The organism is Mesorhizobium sp. CNPSo 4670, from assembly GCF_057784235.1.
Genome location: NZ_JBWJFQ010000003.1, coordinates 435,365 through 453,718, shown reverse-complemented (window position 1 = coordinate 453,718; position 18,354 = coordinate 435,365). Strand labels below are relative to the sequence as shown.

The 18,354-nt window shown below is 60.3% G+C and carries 17 protein-coding genes and 2 pseudogenes; 15 read left to right on the top strand and 4 right to left on the bottom strand.

Annotated features, from left to right (window positions below; all coding sequences use genetic code 11):
• Positions 1-79 precede the first annotated feature (79 nt).
• The 3 genes from AC0ZT5_RS08565 to AC0ZT5_RS08555 all read left to right on the top strand — a co-directional run bounded on the left by AC0ZT5_RS08565 (position 80) and on the right by AC0ZT5_RS08555 (position 2,358).
• Positions 80-562 carry a cupin domain-containing protein gene (locus AC0ZT5_RS08565; protein ID WP_488496071.1) on the top strand — a complete coding sequence of 161 codons (483 nt, stop codon included), beginning with the start codon at positions 80-82 and terminating at the stop codon, positions 560-562.
• Positions 563-653: 91 nt separating this feature from the next.
• Positions 654-1,856, top strand: a complete 1,203-nt coding sequence (locus AC0ZT5_RS08560) for an MFS transporter (RefSeq protein WP_488496070.1) — start codon at positions 654-656, stop codon at positions 1,854-1,856.
• A 37-nt stretch (positions 1,857-1,893) separates the two neighbouring features.
• On the top strand, positions 1,894-2,358 hold the full coding sequence (locus AC0ZT5_RS08555) for a DUF302 domain-containing protein (RefSeq protein ID WP_488496069.1): 465 nt from the start codon (positions 1,894-1,896) through the stop codon (positions 2,356-2,358).
• 62 nt (positions 2,359-2,420) lie between these two features.
• On the opposite strand, the gene AC0ZT5_RS08550 is transcribed toward AC0ZT5_RS08555, so the two are convergent.
• Positions 2,421-3,332 (bottom strand): LysR family transcriptional regulator, encoded by a 912-nt coding sequence (locus AC0ZT5_RS08550; protein ID WP_488496068.1) that lies wholly within the window; start codon positions 3,330-3,332, stop codon positions 2,421-2,423.
• 277 nt (positions 3,333-3,609) lie between these two features.
• Here AC0ZT5_RS08550 and AC0ZT5_RS08545 point away from each other — a divergent pair, with 277 nt between their 5' ends.
• The 4 genes from AC0ZT5_RS08545 to AC0ZT5_RS08530 all read left to right on the top strand — a co-directional run bounded on the left by AC0ZT5_RS08545 (position 3,610) and on the right by AC0ZT5_RS08530 (position 7,951).
• A complete protein-coding gene (locus AC0ZT5_RS08545; RefSeq protein ID WP_488496067.1) occupies positions 3,610-4,392 on the top strand; it encodes a 3-hydroxybutyrate dehydrogenase in 783 nt (260 codons plus the stop codon).
• A 23-nt stretch (positions 4,393-4,415) separates the two neighbouring features.
• Positions 4,416-5,573 carry a patatin-like phospholipase family protein gene (locus AC0ZT5_RS08540; RefSeq protein WP_488496066.1) on the top strand — a complete coding sequence of 386 codons (1,158 nt, stop codon included), beginning with the start codon at positions 4,416-4,418 and terminating at the stop codon, positions 5,571-5,573.
• Positions 5,574-5,615: 42 nt separating this feature from the next.
• A complete protein-coding gene (locus tag AC0ZT5_RS08535; RefSeq protein WP_488496065.1) occupies positions 5,616-7,010 on the top strand; it encodes an NAD(P)/FAD-dependent oxidoreductase in 1,395 nt (464 codons plus the stop codon).
• Between the two features lie 236 nt (positions 7,011-7,246).
• Positions 7,247-7,951: a peroxiredoxin-like family protein gene (locus AC0ZT5_RS08530; protein WP_488496064.1), complete on the top strand. Its 705-nt coding sequence runs from the start codon at positions 7,247-7,249 to the stop codon at positions 7,949-7,951.
• Here the strand turns inward: AC0ZT5_RS08530 and AC0ZT5_RS08525 are convergent.
• On the bottom strand, positions 7,935-8,840 hold the full coding sequence (locus tag AC0ZT5_RS08525; RefSeq protein ID WP_488496063.1) for a LysR family transcriptional regulator: 906 nt from the start codon (positions 8,838-8,840) through the stop codon (positions 7,935-7,937). The genes AC0ZT5_RS08530 and AC0ZT5_RS08525 overlap by 17 nt on opposite strands.
• Before the next feature lie 115 nt (positions 8,841-8,955).
• Between AC0ZT5_RS08525 and AC0ZT5_RS08520 the strand changes: the two are divergent.
• Positions 8,956-9,304 (top strand): annotated as a pseudogene (locus AC0ZT5_RS08520) (hypothetical protein).
• Positions 9,305-9,759: 455 nt separating this feature from the next.
• Here AC0ZT5_RS08520 and AC0ZT5_RS08515 read toward each other — a convergent pair.
• Positions 9,760-9,993: pseudogene (locus AC0ZT5_RS08515) on the bottom strand (hypothetical protein).
• A gap of 433 nt (positions 9,994-10,426) precedes the next feature.
• Between AC0ZT5_RS08515 and AC0ZT5_RS08510 the strand changes: the two are divergent.
• Genes AC0ZT5_RS08510 through AC0ZT5_RS08495 form a run of 4 tightly spaced genes read left to right on the top strand, consistent with a single transcriptional unit; the run spans position 10,427 to position 13,986 of the window.
• Positions 10,427-11,836 (top strand): GAF domain-containing protein, encoded by a 1,410-nt coding sequence (locus tag AC0ZT5_RS08510; RefSeq protein ID WP_488496062.1) that lies wholly within the window; start codon positions 10,427-10,429, stop codon positions 11,834-11,836.
• A complete protein-coding gene (locus AC0ZT5_RS08505; protein ID WP_488496112.1) occupies positions 11,833-12,015 on the top strand; it encodes a response regulator in 183 nt (60 codons plus the stop codon). Before AC0ZT5_RS08510 ends, AC0ZT5_RS08505 begins: the two co-directional genes overlap by 4 nt.
• Positions 12,016-12,064: 49 nt before the next feature.
• Positions 12,065-12,430, top strand: coding sequence for an Hpt domain-containing protein (locus tag AC0ZT5_RS08500; RefSeq protein WP_488496061.1), 366 nt, complete (start codon positions 12,065-12,067; stop codon positions 12,428-12,430).
• On the top strand, positions 12,427-13,986 hold the full coding sequence (locus AC0ZT5_RS08495) for a response regulator (RefSeq protein WP_488496060.1): 1,560 nt from the start codon (positions 12,427-12,429) through the stop codon (positions 13,984-13,986). Before AC0ZT5_RS08500 ends, AC0ZT5_RS08495 begins: the two co-directional genes overlap by 4 nt.
• A gap of 271 nt (positions 13,987-14,257) precedes the next feature.
• Here the strand turns inward: AC0ZT5_RS08495 and AC0ZT5_RS08490 are convergent, their stop codons facing one another.
• Complete coding sequence (locus AC0ZT5_RS08490) at positions 14,258-15,688, bottom strand: NAD-dependent succinate-semialdehyde dehydrogenase (RefSeq protein ID WP_488496059.1); 1,431 nt, start codon at positions 15,686-15,688, stop codon at positions 14,258-14,260.
• A gap of 113 nt (positions 15,689-15,801) precedes the next feature.
• On the opposite strand from AC0ZT5_RS08490, the gene AC0ZT5_RS08485 reads away from it, so the two are divergent.
• The 3 genes from AC0ZT5_RS08485 to AC0ZT5_RS08475 are packed head-to-tail and all read left to right on the top strand — an operon-like array spanning position 15,802 to position 18,349.
• Positions 15,802-16,482 (top strand): GntR family transcriptional regulator, encoded by a 681-nt coding sequence (locus tag AC0ZT5_RS08485; RefSeq protein WP_488496058.1) that lies wholly within the window; start codon positions 15,802-15,804, stop codon positions 16,480-16,482.
• Positions 16,483-16,485: 3 nt separating this feature from the next.
• Positions 16,486-17,478 carry a proline racemase family protein gene (locus AC0ZT5_RS08480; RefSeq protein ID WP_488496057.1) on the top strand — a complete coding sequence of 331 codons (993 nt, stop codon included), beginning with the start codon at positions 16,486-16,488 and terminating at the stop codon, positions 17,476-17,478.
• Between the two features lie 28 nt (positions 17,479-17,506).
• Positions 17,507-18,349: a transporter substrate-binding domain-containing protein gene (locus AC0ZT5_RS08475; RefSeq protein WP_488496056.1), complete on the top strand. Its 843-nt coding sequence runs from the start codon at positions 17,507-17,509 to the stop codon at positions 18,347-18,349.
• Positions 18,350-18,354 lie beyond the last annotated feature (5 nt).

Below are 18,354 nucleotides of genomic sequence, written 5' to 3'. Positions count from 1 at the left end.
TCTTTTGGTGCGGCTCCGGTCACTCTTCTCGTCATGCCCCGCCTCCCGCGTTTGGGCACCGACAAAGGAGAAATACGACATGGCTACCAAGAAACTCAATCTTGCGCTTGCGATAGGGCTGCTTTCCGCAACCGCCACATTTTCCGCTGCCCCGGCCTTCGCCGGCGACTGTCCTGCCGGCCAGGCCGCGACGACCGATATCCAGGACCATCCCAGCAAGCCGGTTGGCGTTACCGACACGGTTCTCTCGGCGATCGATCTGAGCAGCAAGGGCGAAGCCTGGAAAGGCAATATGCTGCGTCTTCGCAAGCTCGTCGTTCAGCCGGGCGGCGTCGTGCCATGGCATGAGCACAATGTTCGTCCTGCCAACATCCTGATCGTAGAAGGTTCGATCACCGAATATCGCAGCACCTGCAAGGTGGGGATCGAGCATCCAGCCGGCGACGTGACCGCCGAGTTTGGCCAGCTCGCCCATTGGTGGAAGAACAACGGCAAGGTGCCCGCCGTGCTCTATTCCGCCGACATCCTGCCGCCTGCGATGCCCGACGACCACATGATGTGAGCCGCGCCTGCGGCGAGCAGATTCCAGCATCAGCAACTGAAAACGCGTCCTCGGGCGGTCGCCTGGGGACGTGTGGCCACGGAGCCCTGTCATGACGATGAGTGAACACACGCAACCGACTCGGCTGCGCATGGTGGCTGCCGACAGCTGGCGCTTCGGCCTCGTTGCACTGATCGCGTTTCTCACGCTTGTCGATCTGTTCGCCACCCAGGCAATCCTGCCTTCGTTGGTCATAAAATTCGGCGTCAGCCGCGCGACCATGGGCTTCGCCGTCAACGCAAGCACGTTCGGCATGGCGGTGGCCGGGGTCGCGGTCGCTCTGTTCGGGCGCGGCATCGATCGCCGCAATGGCATCTGGATCAGCCTGGCCATCCTCGCCATCCCAACGACGCTGCTTTCGCAAACAGACAGCATAGTCGTCTTCGCCCTATTGCGCGTGGCGCAAGGCCTGTGCATGTCGACCGCATTCACGCTCACGATGGCCTACCTGGCCGAGCATTTTTCAGCGCGGCAGACGACCAGCGCCCTCGCCGCCTACGTGACGGGCAATGTCGCCAGCAATTTCTTCGGACGACTGATGTCGGCCGCCGTCGCCGACACGTTCGGCATCTCCACCAACTTCCTGACCTTCGCGGCCCTCAATCTGTCTGGCGCGGCGCTCGTCTGGTTCACGCTGCAAAAGACCTCTGCAACGATAAGGGCCGATACGGTCGGTCAATCTGCCCGTGCGTCCTGGAAAAGCCCGCTGGAGAACGCCGAACTGCGCGCTTGTTTCGTGATCGCCTTCCTGATCCTCTTCGTCTTCATCGGCACGTTCACCTATGTGAACTTCCAGCTCGTCGCTGCGCCGCTATCGCTATCGCCGATGGCACTGGGGCTGGTGTATTTCGTCTTCCTGCCCTCCATGCTGACCACGCCGCTCGCCGGGCGTGTCGCTGCGGGCCTCGGCCCACGGATCGGCATCGGCGCTACGCTTGCGCTGGCGATCCTGGGTTTGCTTCTGCTGCTCACGCCCCGCCTGCCGATCGTTCTTGCTGGGATGGCGCTGGTCGCCATCGGCACCTTCCTGGCGCAGGCGTTAGCCACGGGGCACGTCAGCCGGACCGCCTCGCGCGACCGAGCCGCCGCAAGCGGCATCTACCTCGCCTCCTACTATGCGGGCGGGCTCGCCGGCAGCTTCGTCATCGGCCAAATCTACGACCGGATCGGCTGGACCGCATGTGTGGCGGTGCTCGCCGCGGTCCTCGCCGTTGCGATCGTGGTCGCGCGCATGCTGCAAACGCCAAAGACCTAGCACCCTGAAATTTGACCATCCAACAAAGGAGACTGACATGACCACTTGCCTCAAAACCTTGCTTGCCGGCGCCACCATGATTGTGGCGATCACCCTCCCGGCTGCCGCTTCGGACGGCGTCGTTACGGTGAAGAGCGATTATTCCGTCACTGAAACCGTCGCCCGCATCAAGAAGGATGTCCTCAAGAAGGGTATCAAGTTCTTCGGCGTCATCGACCAGGCAAAGCTTGGCAACAATGCCGGCAACGAAGTCAGGCCGTCGCGGCTGGTGATGTTCGGCAACCCGGCGCTCGGGACAACCTTCATCACATCCAATCCCGAAGCCGGTCTCGACTGGCCGGTGCGCGTGCTGGTCTACCAGACTGCGGATGGCGCGGTTTACGCCGCCTATAGCGATTTCGACTGGATCGCCAAGCGTCATGGCATCACCGATCGCGCCCCACAGTTCAAAATGGCAACCGAAGTGATCCAGTCCGTGACCTCGACGATCAGGAAGAACTGAGCGTGGACAGGTGCCGGAGATCCATCGCTCCGGCATGGGAAAGAACGTTTTGCGCGCAGAGGCTACTCAGCGGCGGACAACGCCTTCGCACGTTCGCCGAACCACTTCTTCTGCGTGGCCTCGCGCACGAGTGCACCAACCGCCGGCGAATGCCTGCGGCCACGCACCGTAACGAGATTGACCTCGCGCCAGAATTCCGGATCGGTGATCGGCAACCGCACCACTCCGGGGTGCTTGGCGGTATGCTCGGGCATGAATCCGAAACCAAGCCCGGCGGCGATCATTGCGAGTGTCCAATCGTCGCGATCGCTCCAGTAAACGGGGCTGACCGTGACACCCTGCTCGGAAAGAATGGCGTCAGCATAGCCGGCAAATTCGCAATTGTTGCGGTGGATGTAGCTTTCATTGCTCATATCCGTCACCCGCACGCTGCGCTGGTTGGCCAGCCGATGGTTCAGATGAACGGCCATCACCATCTGCTCCTGAAACAGCGGCAAGGAGTGAACTTCCTCATCGGGCACGTTTGATGGCAACGCGTAAATTGCTGCCTCGAGATCTCCTCCGAGCAGCCGCCGTCGCAAGCTCGGTGCATCAGCGTCGCAAAGATGAAGCTCCACGCCCGGATGGTGCGTGCGCACGGACGAGATGAGTTCGATGATTTCATCCGGAGCAATCGTGCTCATAATGCCGACCCGGAGGGGCGTTTTCCTCAGGTGCACATATTGCTCGGCGATCTGCTTTGCCTGCCGGGAGTTCTCGAAAACGCCTTCGAGATAGGTCTCGACCATTCGACCGAGTTCCGTCAGATGAGTGAAGCGTCGTTCACGGTGAAAAAGCGCGCCGCCGAACTCGTCTTCGAGCAGCTTGATCGCGCGTGACAGTGCCGGCTGCGTAACGTTGCACAGCTCGGCCGCCCTAGTGAAATTCAGTTCCTTGGCGACGGCCAAGAAATACCTGACCTGGCTGATCTCCACTGCACGCTCCCCCAGCGGCTGGCACACGGCACGACCCGCGTTGCCGGTTGATCTTACTAGTTACCCCTACGTCAAACAACCCGATCCGGCGATTGATATCCCAGGCGACAGATTGACGATCTGACGGTCGGCTATCGAATCCATGTCTCAACGGCATTTCCGCTGCCTTCAGCCACCCGCCATACTTGGCCCAGAAGTCGAGACTGGGCGCCACGGCCCGTCGCTCGCAGCCGTTTGCAGGCCATTTCGGCCGCGGCTTCAACCGAAGGAAACAACGATGCTCATAGGAAAGACGGCACTGATCACAGGCTCGACCAGCGGCATCGGCCAAGGCATCGCCGAGGCCTTCGCAGCGAAGGGATGCAACATTGTGCTCAACGGTTTCGGCGATGCCACGGAGATCGAGAAGTTACGCGCCAGGCTCGCCACCGACCACGGCGTGATCGTTCGCTACGATGGCGCGGATATGAGCAAGGGCAGCGCGATCACCGCGATGATGGACAAGGCTATCGCCGAGTTCGGCGCGGTCGACATCCTAGTCAACAATGCCGGCATCCAGCATGTCGCACCGATCGACGACTTTCCGATCGAGAAATTCGAAGCAGTCGTGGCGATCGATCTGATGTCGTCTTTCTACACGATCCGACGCGCGCTGCAGGCCATGAAAGAACGCAAATGGGGTCGCATCATCAACGTTGCGTCCGCCCACGCCCTTGTCGCCTCGCCCTACAAATCCGCCTATGTCGCCGCCAAGCACGGCGTCGCCGGTCTGACCAAGACGGTTGCGCTGGAAGTCGCCGAGCAGGGCATTACCGTCAATGCGGTTTGCCCCGGATACGTGCTCACCCCGCTGGTCGAGAAGCAGATACCGGATACGGCCAAGGCCCGGGGGATCACAGAAGAACAGGTGATCAAGGATGTGCTTTTGGCGGCTCAGCCAACCAAGCAGTTCGTGACCGTAGCCCAGGTAGCGGCACTCTGCCTGTTTCTGGCCTCGGACGAGGCAGCCTCGATCACCGGCGCGATCATGCCAATCGAGGGCGGCTGGACCGCCCATTGAACCGCCAGCGAGGAGCAGAGACCATGAACAAGATCACCCGAAATCCCCCGACCGCTGAACCTTTGCCGGAGGTCGCCCAAGTGGCCGATGCTGCCGTTCAGCGGCAAACGGTGTTGGTGCTGCAAGGCGGCGGCGCCCTAGGTGCCTATCAGGCCGGTGTCTACCAGGCGCTCGTCGAAGGCGGGATCGAGCCGGATTGGGTCATTGGCACCTCGATCGGTGCCATCAACGCGGCGTTGATTGCCGGAAACGAACCAACGGTTCGGCTCGCGAGGCTTCAGGAATTCTGGGAAAACGTCAGCCGTATCAGCCCGCTCGATGAGTTTTTCCGGATGATGGTTCCAAGCAATGTCTTTGCCAATATGGGCACCGTGATGCGCGGCATACCGGGATTCTTCGAGCCGAATCCAAGCGCCATGTTCGGAGTGAACCGCGAAGTGGGTGTCGAGAACGCCTCCTACTACACGACCGATCCGCTCAAGAGGACGCTGAATGACTTGATCGACTTCGACTATCTCAACCGGCGCCATACCCGCCTGACGGTCGGCGCGGTCAACGTCAACACCAGTGAACTCAAATACTTCGACACCCGAGAGATGACCCTGTCGGCGGCGCACATCATGGCGTCGGGTGCCTTGCCGCCGGCGTTTCCGGCGGTCTGTATCGACGGCGAGCCTTACTGGGATGGTGGCATCTATTCGAACACGCCCATCGAGGTCGTGCTCGACGCGCGTCCGCGGCGCGACTCGCTGATCTTTGCCGTCAACATGTGGCAGCCACGCGCCACCGAGCCGAAATCGATCTGGCAGGTCATGGGTCGGCAAAAGGACCTTCAATACGCCAGCCGGGGCCGGAGCCACGTTGCCAGACAGGAGCAACTGCACCGTCTGCGGCACGTCGTGCGTGAAATGGGAAGGCTGGTTCCCGAGGAGCGGCGTGAGGATCCGATGTTCAAGGAACTTGCCTCCTATGGCTGCCCGTCGGTCATGCACCTTGTTCGGTTGCTTTCACCGCGCCTCGACGGCGAGGACCACACCAAGGACATCGACTTCACCCGCGCAGGCGTCCGCACGCGCTGGCAGGCCGGATACGAGCACGGGCAGCGCGTCCTCTCGGAGAAGCCGTGGGAATGCGACGTCGGCATGCTGCAGGGCATCGTCATCCACGAGTCGCAAGAGTGATCGGTTCGAGCGCGACGCCGAGAAGAAAGACGGAGAATACCGATGCAGATAATCACTCCCGGGATGCGGCTGGTTCCGGAAGCCGTGCTCGCCAACAATGCAGCGATTTTCCGTGCGATACCGGAGACACCATCTCATGCGGACAGCTCTCTGCATCGCCTGGTCATTGTCGGCGGCGGCGCGGGCGGGCTGGAACTGGCAACGCGCCTCGGGCGCAAGTCCGGCAAGGGGCGGCTTTCGGTCACGCTGGTCGACCGCAATCGCACCCACATCTGGAAACCCCTTCTGCACGAGGTGGCGTCCGGAACTTTGAACCCGTCGAACGATGCGGTGGAATACATTGCCCATGCCAGTCGCCACCACTATCGCTACCGGATCGGCGAAGTCGTCGGCATCGATCGCTCCAAGCGCCAAATCTTTGTTGCGCCGAGCTTCGACGATGATGGCAGGCAGATCATTCCCCCACGGGTGCTGGGCTACGACACGCTGGTGCTGGCCGTGGGCAGCGTCAGCAACGATTTCGGTACGCCGGGGGCCGCACGTCACGCTATTGCACTCGACACGACCGGTCAGGCCTGCCGTTTCAACAAGCGCATGATCGACGCCTGCCTGCGTGCAAACGCGCAATACGAGAAGCTTTCGCCGGGCCAGCTCCATTGCATCATCGTTGGCGCCGGGGCGACCGGGGTTGAACTGGCCGCGGAGTTGCACAAGTCGATGCGAGAAATCGCCTCGCACAATCTCGACAACATCGATTTCGAGAGGCTGATCCGCATCACCATCGTCGAGGCGGGACCGCGCATCCTGCCGGCTTTGCCGGAACACCTTGCGCGATCTTCTGCGCGCCGGCTTGTAGATCTCGGCGTTCAGATCCGATGCGGCATCAAGGTCACCGAAGTGACAGAAGACGGTATCAAGCTTGGCGAGAAGCTGTTCGTGCCGGCCGAACTCGTCGTGTGGTCCGCCGGGATCAAGGCGCCGGATTTTCTGAGGCAGCTCGATGGCCTCGATACGGATCGCATCAACCGCTTGGTCGTGGATGAGACGCTTCGGGCCATGGGAGACGAAAACGTGTTTGCGATCGGCGACTGCGCGAGTTGTGTGTTGCCCGGCAGCGAAGGCCCTTTGCCGCCGCGCGCCCAGACGGCCCATCAGCAGGCCGATCATATGGTCAAGGTGATGGCAGCACGCCGGGGAGGATGGGCGGCGCCGGCGTTCCGTTATCGCGACTACGGTTCTCTCGTCTCACTGGCCGACTACGGCACCTTCGGCAGCTTGGTCGGCGGACTGAAGGTCGAGGGCTTGCTTACACGGCTGATGTATCGCTCGCTCTACAAGATGCATCTCAAGGCAGTCCACGGGACCTTCAAGACCGTGCTGGACACGGCAATCGGCTTCTTGTCACGCCGCGCCAGACCGCGAGTCAAACTGCATTGAGTCTTGGGAAGGCGAGTAAATGCATTCCCGGGCTGTCGATAGCGATGGCAGAGGCGCGCAGCCTGGCGGACCTCAGATCTCAGGAACATGCTGTAACGATTCGACCCGAAATATCGAACAGAAGATGAATCCCCGCGGTTTCGATGCACGCAATGCATCGACTCCATGCAAGAAAAGCATGGCCGTGGTCGTAGGGCTTCAATGTTAGGCTGCATGGAAATTGCGAAAGTGCTGAAATGGCCGCCGACGACCAGCCAATGACATTTGAACAGTCCGTCCAGGCTGCCATAGAACTCGACGCGCCTCTCAACGAGCGGCTGGCGGTGATTGCCAGGGCCGTGCGCCGCCTGAACGCGGATTTCGCTGACGCGGTTGACCGGCTGGTAGCGCGCCTCCGGGAGCAGGAAGCTGGCGCAAGCGCGCCCGCGCCCGGCGATGTCATGCCCGCATTCCTGCTGCCTGACGACGAGGGCAGGCTCGTGAGCCTATCTGAAATCCTTGCTCACGGGCCGGCCGTCATAACCTTTCAGCGCGGACATTGGTGTCCCTATTGCCGCCTGAATGCGATCGGCATCGTCGAAGCCCAGCAGGAGATCGCGACTTTGGGCGGCCAGGTCGTGGTGATCATGCCGGAGCGGCGCAAATTCGCGAAGGCGATGAAGGCATCGGTTGGTGCGCAATTTCCTTTCCTGACCGATATGGACAATGGCTACGCTTTGTCCCTCAACCTGGCGATCTGGGTGGGAGCCGAAATGGAGCGGCTGATGGGCCTTGGCCTCGATCTGCCGAACTACCAGGGCAATAACAGCTGGTTCCTGCCGATCCCTGCTACTTTCGTTGTCGGGATTGATGGCATCATCACAGATCGGTTCGTCGATCCCGACTACCGTCGGCGGATGGACATCGACGACTTGATCGCGGCGCTCAGGCGGGCTCGCTGACGCCAAAAGTCGACCAGTCGGTCGATCGCAGGAGGTTGAGGAGCGTCATGGCCACCTGCGAGCGATGTCGGCCGGCGACTGCGTATACAGCGACGATCCGAGAAACATCCAGATCACGCAGCTTGAGTCGGCGGACGTTGGGCGAGCGAGGTGCAGTCATCGAGACAAAGCCAACGCCAGCATTGGCTTCCAGCAGCGCCAGCAAATCCTGGTCGGTTTCAACCTCGTGAGCGGTGCGAGGCGAAAATCCCTTGGCCGAGAGACCGCGCGACAAATCTTCGCTCGTTTCCCAGTCGATCCGACTGAGCACGGGCTCTGCGGACAACTGGCTCAGTGCGACGTCCGCTTCGTTTCGGCGGGCAAGAGGGTGATTGGAGTTCACGACCAGCTCGATCGCTTCCTGGAAAAGCGGCCACGTGTCGAGCCGATCCCAGGCCTGTCCCAGCGGGCCGGCAACCGCCAGTTCGACCTCGCCGTTCTTGAGAGCTTCGATGACAGCGGTCGGCGAACCGCGACTGATCTTGAGGTGCACTCCAGGGTAGGCTCGGAAAAGCTCGGTGAAGGTTGAAACCAGCAGCGCTATGTTGACGCTATTGGAAATGGTGACGTTGAGTGGAGCGACGTCACTGCTTTGCACGGCCTTGGCAAGAGATTTTGCGGAGGTGGCAGCATCGTAACATTGTTGCAGCAGTGGCAGCATGCGCCGGCCAAGCTCGGTCAGATGGGAATGCTGGCGCTCGCGCCGAAGCAGCTCCCCACCCAACTCGTCTTCCAGGGTCTTGATTGCGCGCGTCAGAGCTGGCTGTGTGACATTGCACTCTTCCGCTGCTCGAGTGAAATTAAGCGTGTTGGACAGGGCCAGAAAATAACGGACCTGCTGCATCTCCATTAATTTTCGCCCCCTCAGCGAATTGGTCTATCAGCGATGGTGCATATTCGAAGATTAACGCAATAAATCGTTTTCAGCAAAGTGGCCTGCCTTCTGCCAGCACGTAGACCGCCGCATGCCCCGCTTTCTTGCAGTCTACACTATGAAGCCCGAAGACCTCGCCCGCTTTCGGAGCTTGCCTGAGCCCGAGCAGAGCGCGATTGATGCCTTCGGCTTACAGCAGTGGACGAACTGGTAGGAGAGAAATGCCGCATTTTTTCCCGATCGTGGCGGCGTGGTCGGCAGGACGGCGCGTTACCAATGAAGGCATCGCCGACGCCGTGGACCCTCTCTGCGGCTACATTGTCGTTGAGGCCGATACCATCGATGCTGCCGTCTGCCTGTTCGAGAACCACCCGCATTTCACTGTCTTCTCGGGAGAAAGCGTGGGAATCATACCCAGCGTCGACTTGAACATCCGCTAATCGCCAAAAGCCGTCTGTCCGCTTGCGGCCCCATTTCAGTCATCCCAATCGCAGGCCGTTCCTGGCGCTTTCAGTGAGGGGTGGGGCAGGGAAGGGCGCGTGTCTGCCTCCAAGGAGGCTGGGCGGACCAAAGTGAAACTCGCAAATCTCTGATTTCACGTTGAGATTAGATCCAAGCGCGACCGGTCGTGATTCACAATGACCGTGGGGTGTCGAGCGGGATCATTGTGCATCAACACACCAAGAAAGGAATCATAAGGATTATCAGTTGCTTGTGTGTCAACCTTAGAGGGCAGGGGCTGTTAACTGGGGTGTGTGCCGAGTGACCACTTGTGATCTTTCACGCATGGGAATGGTCGCATTTGCGCAGTACCCTGACGTCCCGATCAACCACGGATTCCGAACGCTCATCTTTTCTCGCTAGTGCCACTCGGGACGGCTGAACGGCCTTTCTACTACCCTGGTGGAGACGCCTTTTCGAGCGGAAGTTTGCGTGTGGGCCTGCAGACAACGAGGATCGATTTGTCCCAGCGATCGAGCTCGCTGCTCGGGTAGAGGATTGCTTTGCCGATTTTGAGGAACGACGGCCCGATGCGCATGCAGCGTCAGTTGCGAAGTGTCCCCTCGTTCAGCTGACCGCGGTAGCGAGCGATGACTTCTTCAGGAGTGAGGTAGTTCGGGTCAGACACGGGCGCAATAGATACCAGAGGTGTGCAACAGCATGTTGCACACACCCGGCCCATCGGATCGGGACCTGCGGAGAATGCGGGCGTCGTCACCGCAGACTTCTCGTCGTGCCCCGAAGCTGCCGTTGAAGGGATCAGGCGATGATGACCGCTTTGCGCCCAAATTCGGCCGTTGAGGTCAGCCGTACCACGGCTGAAAGCAGACGTTGCTAGCGACCGCACCGGAGGTCGCGCGGTTGCGCCAGAACTCGACACTGCGATCGGACACTTTCGAAGCGTGGGTGGATGCTCGGCTGGCGACCTACGGGGCAGTGCGTCCAGCGTACTCGCCAATCAAAGCGCTGGCATGTAACATTCCCTCCGGACAACCTGATTGGCAATGGGCAGGGACCCCGCTCGACCTGTGGGCGGGATGTCCCTTTGGGAGAAAGCCGATATGCCGGGCTTAGTCGAAATCGACCTTGCGAGGCGCCTCGAATCCGCCAACCGGAAGATTGCCGAGCTGGAAATCGCCAAAGCGGCCACAGCAATTGAACTTGAGCGTCTTTCTGGTGAAAACAAGCGTCTGCTCAGGATAGCTGAGCAACGCGCAAAGGAACTCGCCATTTTCAACAGCGTCGGCGAGGCGATGGCGAAGACGCTAAATGTCAAAACAGTGACTCGCATCGTCGGTGATAAGGTACGCGAAATATTCGGCGCGGACGTCACTGAAATCCTGTTGCACGATGACGCGTCTGATCTGATCACGGTCCCCTATGCGTTCTACAAGGACTACCAGGAACCTGAACCATTTTCGATGGGCGAGGGACTGACCTCCAAAGTCATCCTGTCCGGCGAACCGCTCGTAATCGGCTCAGGTGATCGTGCCAATGAGTTGGGCGCTCTTACGCCTACGGAAGAGGACGAAACCGAATCCTACCTGGGCGTGCCGATCATTGCCGGCGACAAAACTCTGGGCGTTGTCAGCGTGCAAAGCTACGAGAGGGACGCCTTCAACGAATCGCATGTGCGTCTGTTGCAGGGACTCTCCTCCAGCATGGGCGTTGCCATCGCCAATGCCCGGCTCTTCGATCAGACCCAGCGCCTTCTCAAGGAAACCGAGGACCGCGCGGCGGAACTGGCCATTCTCAATAGTGTCAGCGAGGCGATGACGGAGTCGCTGAACCTGGAAACTGTTATTCGCCTCGTGGGCGACAAGGTGCGGGAAGCCTTCGGCACCGAGGTCAGTGAAATCGTGTTGCACGATAATGCGTCCGGCCTAATCCATGTCCCTTATGCATACTATCGCGGATATCGATTCATTGAACCATTTCCGATGGGCGTGGGAGTTTCATCGAAGATCATCCTGACGGGTAAGCCGTTGGTTTTTGGTACTCTGGAGAAAGGGAAAGAACTGGGCGCTTTCTTTCCCAACGAAGAGGACAGAACCGCGTCTTACATTGGTGTGCCGATCAACTCGGGTGAAAGGACACTGGGGGTGCTCAGCGTGCAGAGCTACCAGAAGCATGCCTTTGACGAAAACCATGTGCGCCTGCTGCAGACGGTCGCCTCCAACATGGGCGTTGCCATCGCCAATGCCCGCCTGTTTGACGAAACCCAACGGCTCCTTAAAGAGACCGAAGACCGTGCGGCCGAACTGGGTGCAATCAGCAAGGTGAGCCAGGCACTCATCGCCGAATCGGAACTTGGGAATACGATCCAGCTGATTGGCAACCAGATGCAGGAAATCTTCAACGCCGACATCGTCTATGTGGCCCTGCTCGACCGGGAAACCAGGCTGATCCATTTCCCCTATCAGTTTGGCGAAGCCTTCACCACTCTCATGGCCTCGAGGCCACAAGGCTGATCCGCACCTCCGCCACTCCCGAGATCCGCCAACCCTACATCGTGGCCCTTACGGCCAACGCAATGGCCGGGGACCGCGAGCGATATCTGGATGCGGGGATGGATGACTATTTGAGCAAGCCGTTGCGGGTCGACGAGCTTGTCGCCTCGTTGAGAAGAGCCACACTGGCAGGCGGATAGAGCCGAACTCAAGCTCAAGCCTCACCAGTTGTCGAGGGGGTAGTCGATCGTGATTGAACGCGAGGCACTAATCAAACTCTTCGAAATGATTGGTGAAAGCTCCGACTCCCTCGCTGAGCTCATTGAGAGCTTCCTCGATGAATCCCCGACGCTGCTCGATCAATTGCGACAGGCGTTGGACCGGGGTGACCGGATAAGCCTCGGCCGGGTGGCTCACACTCTGAAATCGAGCGCCCGCGACTTTGGTGCAGGCCAGCTCTCCATCTATTGCGAAGATCTTGAGAAGAAATGCCGGGATGGCATGCCCGAACAGGCAGCGATGCAGGTCGACGCTATTGTTGCCGAGTGCACAGCGGCCCAGAGTCAGCTGAACCTGCATCTTGTTGAGTTGCGTCGAGGGACCTGGTCCAAATGAGTACTGTTCTGGCTGAAGCACTGCGTGAGCCGCGGAAGGGCGCCGGTGCTCGAGTACTCATTGTTGATGATTCGAGGACGGTGCGCCTGAAGCTACAGAAGGCCATTGAAACTCTCGGCCATGAAGCCACAGCTGTTGAAAATGGTGAACTGGCGCTTGAGCAGGTGGCGCAAAATTCCTTTGATCTTGTCCTTCTCGATATCGTCATGCCCGAAATGGACGGGTTCGATGTGCTCAAGGTACTCAAGTCTTCCCGTCGCACACGCGATCTGCCGGTCATCGTCATCTCGGCTCTCGATGAAGAAATGAGCAGCGTGATAAAGGCCATCGGGCTGGGTGCAGAAGATTTCCTGCCCAAGAATTTCGAGCCTGCGCTGCTGGAGGCGCGCGTTTCAACCTGCGTCGAAAAGAAACGGCTCAGGGACATAGAAAAGGAATACCTTCGGCAAGTTGCCAAGCTGACGCGAGCCGCCACTGCCCTCGAAGCTGGCAGGTTCAACCCGTCCAAACTCGGACTTCAGGACGTCACCAGAAGACCCGATGGCCTGGGCAAGCTCGCCAACGTGTTTACGACGATGGCGCAGAAAGTGTATGAGCGCGAGCGCCAGCTGCGCCAGAATATTCGCACGTTTCGTGGTGGTCTGCTCCTGCTCGCCTGCGGTGCTCTCTGGGGACTGATTGTGCCGCTGTCCAAGATGGCCGCCAACATCGCCGCACACCCCATCGGCCTGGCACTGCTCGTTGACGCTATCGGGGCGGCACTTTGCATAGGAATTACTGCAACCCGGAAAACGCTGCCGCCCTTGAACACTCTGACACGGAAAGAGTGGACATATATCGCGGGGTTGGCCTTTCTCAGCTCCGTCATCAATCAATTGCTGGTCTACTGGATGGCGAGCAAGCTCCCCGCCTTCATCGTGTCGATTGTGATTGTCCTCGAAGGATTCGCGGTCTTTCTTTTTGCTGCGGTCATGCGCATCGAGTCGCCTCGATTGAAGCGCTTTCTGGGCCTCGTCCTAGGGCTGGCCGGCGTCGGCATTATCGTTGTTTACGGCGAGACCGGAGGGGAGGAGCATTGGCTGTGGATGGCACTCGCGCTGCTGATCCCTGCGACATATGCGGCGGAGGACCTCTACATATCCGAAAGGCGGCCCACCGATATAGACAGTGTGGCTATCTACGGCCTCGCGCTCGTTGTCTCATGCTTCATGCTGATGCCCTTAGTAGTGGGCTTCGGCGACCTCATTCCCGTTCAATTTCTTGCTGGAGAACTCGGTATCATCGTCGTCCTGATTGCTCTCGCCTCGGCACTGGCGATGATCCTCTTTATCTATCTCATAGCGACCACCGGAGCGGTCTTTGCCAGCCAGACTGCTTACGCAACGACCACTGCTGGCATCGGCTGGAGCATCGTCTTGCTGGGTGAATACATCCCCTTATGGACCTGGGCAGCACTGGGGTTGATCATTGTCGGTCTGATCATGGTCGAGCCCAAGCAGGAAGCGGAGGAGGAACCGCCTCTCCTGGATGGGGAGATCGAGGACCTGCCGATATAAGCTGGATGCCCGCTCCGGGGCTCAGATCACGTCGATGCCCGCCGGCGGCTGAAGGTCCGCTTTTGAATATCTGTTCCTCGAAGCTGCCCGTCCGCTCCCGGCCCCATTTCGGTCATTCACTACCAGGGAGTTCCTAACGACCTGCGGCTACATCGGCGATATCTCGAAGCCTGGTTGGGTTGGCCAAGTCATGGCTGGCGAACCTTCGCCCATGGCATTGATTTTATTGATTTATAGTGGGCTCCCGAGGGCTGCCATCGATTGCCGCAGTCTACATCTCGGTTACGAACTTCGTCCGCAGATAGGCATCGAGGCCTTCGATGCCGCTCTCCGAGCCGTAGCCGGATTCGTTGACGCCGCCGAATGGTGTTTCCGGCGTCGACACCATCATGTGGTTGACGCCGACCATGCCGGCCTCCAGCGCCGCCTCGGTTTTCTGCGCGAGGCTGAGATTGCGTGTGAAGACGAAGGAGGCCAGGCCGTAAGGCAGCGAATTTGCCCGCTCGATCATGTCGTCGAAGGTTGAGAAGGTGGTGGTCGGCGCGATCGGCCCGAACGGCTCCTCCGCCATGATGCGCGCCGTGTCCGGAACGTTCTTCAGCAATGTCGGCGCATAGAAATAGCCCTTGTTGCCGATCCGTTTGCCGCCGGTGACGACGCTCGCGCCTCTCGCCGTCGCATCGCTGACGAAAGCATCCATGGCATCCAGCCGCCGTGGTGCGATCATCGGTCCCATCTGCACGCCGGTATCGAGACCATCGCCAATCCTGAGCCTTTCGGCGCGGGATGCAAAGCCTTCGATGAAGCGGTCATAGATGGCCTCATGCACGTAAAAGCGGGTCGGCGAGGTGCACACCTGGCCGGCATTGCGGAACTTGAAGGCGACGAGCGTGTCGAGCGTCTTGTCCAGATCGGCATCCTCATAGACGATGACGGGTGCATGGCCGCCAAGCTCCAAAGTGCAGCGCTTCAATGTATCCGCCGCCTGCTTCTGGAGCAGTTTTCCAACCGCGGTCGAACCGGTCAGCGAAACCTTCTTCGGAATCGGCGAGGCGATCAGATAGGACGAGACCCGCGCGGGTTCGCCAAACACGATATTCAAAACGCCTGCCGGAAGTCCGGCGTCCTGAAAGCAGCGGGCGATGGCGACGGCAGTTCCCGGCGTTTCCTCCGCCGGCTTCAGGATGATCGAGCAGCCAGCGCCGAGCGCGCCGGAGATCTTGCGGATGACATTGCTGGCCGGAAAGTTCCAGGCGGCGAAGGCGACAACCGGTCCGACAGGTTCCTTCAACACCATCTGCCGCACGCCGGGCACCCGGGCAGGGACGATGCGGCCATAGGCGCGCTTGCCTTCCTCCGCATACCAGCGGGTCGCATCGACGGCGAACTGCACTTCGCCTGTCGCCTCGGCCAGTGCCTTGCCGTTCTCCATCGTCAGGATACGGGCGATGGTGTCCTTGCGCTGCTCGATCAGGTCGGCGGCCTTGTCCATGATTGCCCAGCGCTGCATCGCGGTCATCGTCTTCCACAGCTTGAAGCCTTTGAGCGAGGCGGCAAGAGCGCGGTCGAGATCGGCCTCCGTGGCGTGCGGCACGGTTGCCAGCACTTCTTCGGTGGCGGGATTGATCAATGGTTCGGACTTGCCCTCCGATCCCTGACACCACACGCCGTCAATCAGCAGCTCGATCGTCTCTGGATACATATCCTGGCCCTTTCAAATCCGGCGGTTCGCGGAATGGCCGCTGGCAGATTGCATGTGACAAGAAAGTTTCCGCGATGGCTTGACCTGTACATTGTATACAGTATGGTGTCGACATGATTTTAGCGCGCATCCAGAAATTGTCGGTCGCCATCCCGGAGAATCTCGCCGAGATGCTCGAAGAAGAGATCATCTTCGGCCGCCTCAAGTCGCGGGAACGGTTGACCGAGGAAATGGTCGCCGCGCGCTACGGCGTCAGCCGGTCGCCGGTGCGCGAGGCGCTGAGACTGCTTGAGCGCGACGGCCTGGTGATGCGTGAGGCCAGGCGCGGCATTTGGGTCTCGCCGATGTCGCAGCGCGATTTCGACGAGGTCTATACCTGCCGCATCGAACTCGAAGGGCTGGTTGCCAAGCAGGCGGCCGAATCCGCCGACATCGAGAAGAAGGCTGAATTCAAGAGCCTTTTGTCGGAGCTCAAGCAGGCCCAGGCCAGAAACGATGCCCGGCAGTTCTTCATCGTCGACGTGCGCGGCTCTTTCCTGACCTACACGCTGGCCGGCAACAAGACGCTGACGCGCCTGCTCGGCGGCCTGGAAAAGCAGGCCTTGCGCTATCGCTATCACGCCTACGAGCAGGATCCGAAGATCATCCAGCTTTCGCTCGACGACACGGCCCGCATCTATGATGCGATCGCCGCCGGCGATGGCGAAAGCGCCAAGGCGATGACCGAAAACCTCATCCGGGAAATCTGGCAGAGCATGCGGGCCGGCATTCGCGACGCCTTCGGAGAGGGCTAGCTCGTGTCCAGCTTCTCGTCAGCGTTCAGCGTCATCGATTCCCACACCGCCGGCCATCCCACGCGCGTCATCCTGAGCGGCATTCCGAAACTCTCAGGTTCGAGCGTACGCGAGAAGCGGGATCATTTCCGCCAGCGCTTCGACCATCTTCGCCCGGCGCTGCTGCACGAACCGCGCGGCCATGCGGCCATGGTCGGTCTCGTGCCGGTAGCCTCCGATGTCGCCGACTATGGCGCGTTCTTCATCTCGTCCTATGTCTATCTCGATATGTGCGGCCACGGCACGATCGGCCTTGCCAGGACGCTGGCCTTCACAGGCCAGATCTCTGCCGAAACGGGCGACAGCTTCACGCTGGAAACGCCAGCGGGCATCGTGACCGTTCATCTGATCTGGAGTGACGACGGCTCGCTGGACCGCGTGCGGATAGCTAATGTACCGAGCTATGTCGGGCTGGAGCGCTTGAGCGTTGCCGTCGAAGGCATCGGCAAGGTCGATCCCGCGATCGTCTATGCCGGCATGTGGTACGCGCTGGTGGACGCCGCGCTGCTCGGCTTCAAACTGATCCCGGACAATGCATCGGTCTTGATGCAGGCCGGCGCCAGGATCAAGGACGCGATCAAGGCGGCGACGAAGGACCTGCCGCTGCTGGCGGGCGCGGCCGCGCCGAGCGTGCTGTTTCACGATGCCGACAGCGAGTCGTCGGCGACGCATTTTCTTGTCCTGGAATCCAACAAGTTCGACCGCTCGCCTTGCGGCACCGGGACGTCGGCGCGCCTGACCTATCTGCTCGGGAAGGGGCTGATCAGCCCCGACCAGACTTATCACGCCAAGAATATCTTCGGCATTCCGTTCGAGGCGCGCCTGCAAAGGCGCGTCGAGGAGCAAGGCCGCGAGGCGATGATCATCGAGATCGAGGGCTCGGCCTTCATCACCTCGACCCAGACCATCTACTTCGAGAAGGGCGACCCCCTCTCGAAGGGATTTCTAGCCCGCTAACCACAAATAACTCAGAAAGGGGAATGACATGAAATTCACAGTAATGCGTACGTTCATGGCTGCTTTGACCATTGGTCTTGGCCTGCTCACCGCGCCAATCGCCGCTTCCGCCGACGACAGTCCGTCCGCCGTCATCGACCAGATCCGCGCCAGTGGCGTGCTCAAGGTTCCGGTGATGACCGGCGAGGAGCCCGGCTATATCAAGGACCCGGCCACAGGCCAGTGGAGCGGATTCTACTACGAATTCCTGGGCGAGATCGCGACCCAGCTCGGCGTCAAGCTCGAGCCTGTCGAGACGACCTGGGGCAATCTGGCAGCCGACTTCCAGGCCAACAAGATCGACATCGCTATCGGCGTCAATCCGAACCCAAAGCGCGGCCTTGTCGTCGACTATCTGTGGGAGCCGCTGTTCACCGACGCCTGGGCCGTGCTGACGCCTCCCGGCAAGCCGGTCAAGACCTGGGTCGAGCTCAATTCGCCGGACAAGACCGTCGTCGTGCAGAAGGGCAGCACCATGCAGGTCGTCGCCGAAGCCCTGCTGCCGAAAGCCAAGATCACGCCGGTGGAGGATCGTGGCCTGGCGCTGATGGAACTCCAGGCTGGCCGCGCCGATGGCGTCGTGCTTTCCATCTTCGATGCGCTGCAGATCACCAACCAGAAGATCGGCAATGTCTCTTTGCCTGAGCCGATCCTGCGCAATCCGGCAACGCTGGCCGTCGCCCGCAAGCCCGGCAATGCCGGCTTCATCAACTTTCTGACCAACTGGATCCTGCAGGAGCGTTCGCTCGGCCTCGCCCAGGGCAAGCTTGCCCGCTCGTGGGAAGCCCGCGGCATCGACCTGTCGATCCTTCCGGCAGGTTTCTCCTTCTGATCGCA

Excerpts from the sequence above, each read along its gene's own strand:
- AC0ZT5_RS08565 (WP_488496071.1), top strand. The coding sequence starts at position 80 with ATGGCTACCAAGAAACTCAATCTTGCGCTTGCGATAGGGCTGCTTTCC.
- AC0ZT5_RS08560 (WP_488496070.1), top strand. The coding sequence starts at position 654 with ATGACGATGAGTGAACACACGCAACCGACTCGGCTGCGCATGGTGGCT.
- AC0ZT5_RS08555 (WP_488496069.1), top strand. The coding sequence starts at position 1,894 with ATGACCACTTGCCTCAAAACCTTGCTTGCCGGCGCCACCATGATTGTG.
- AC0ZT5_RS08545 (WP_488496067.1), top strand. The coding sequence starts at position 3,610 with ATGCTCATAGGAAAGACGGCACTGATCACAGGCTCGACCAGCGGCATC.
- AC0ZT5_RS08540 (WP_488496066.1), top strand. The coding sequence starts at position 4,416 with ATGAACAAGATCACCCGAAATCCCCCGACCGCTGAACCTTTGCCGGAG.
- AC0ZT5_RS08535 (WP_488496065.1), top strand. The coding sequence starts at position 5,616 with ATGCAGATAATCACTCCCGGGATGCGGCTGGTTCCGGAAGCCGTGCTC.
- AC0ZT5_RS08530 (WP_488496064.1), top strand. The coding sequence starts at position 7,247 with ATGGCCGCCGACGACCAGCCAATGACATTTGAACAGTCCGTCCAGGCT.
- AC0ZT5_RS08525 (WP_488496063.1), bottom strand. The coding sequence starts at position 8,840 with ATGGAGATGCAGCAGGTCCGTTATTTTCTGGCCCTGTCCAACACGCTT.
- AC0ZT5_RS08510 (WP_488496062.1), top strand. The coding sequence starts at position 10,427 with ATGCCGGGCTTAGTCGAAATCGACCTTGCGAGGCGCCTCGAATCCGCC.
- AC0ZT5_RS08495 (WP_488496060.1), top strand. The coding sequence starts at position 12,427 with ATGAGTACTGTTCTGGCTGAAGCACTGCGTGAGCCGCGGAAGGGCGCC.
- AC0ZT5_RS08490 (WP_488496059.1), bottom strand. The coding sequence starts at position 15,688 with ATGTATCCAGAGACGATCGAGCTGCTGATTGACGGCGTGTGGTGTCAG.
- AC0ZT5_RS08485 (WP_488496058.1), top strand. The coding sequence starts at position 15,802 with ATGATTTTAGCGCGCATCCAGAAATTGTCGGTCGCCATCCCGGAGAAT.
- AC0ZT5_RS08475 (WP_488496056.1), top strand. The coding sequence starts at position 17,507 with ATGAAATTCACAGTAATGCGTACGTTCATGGCTGCTTTGACCATTGGT.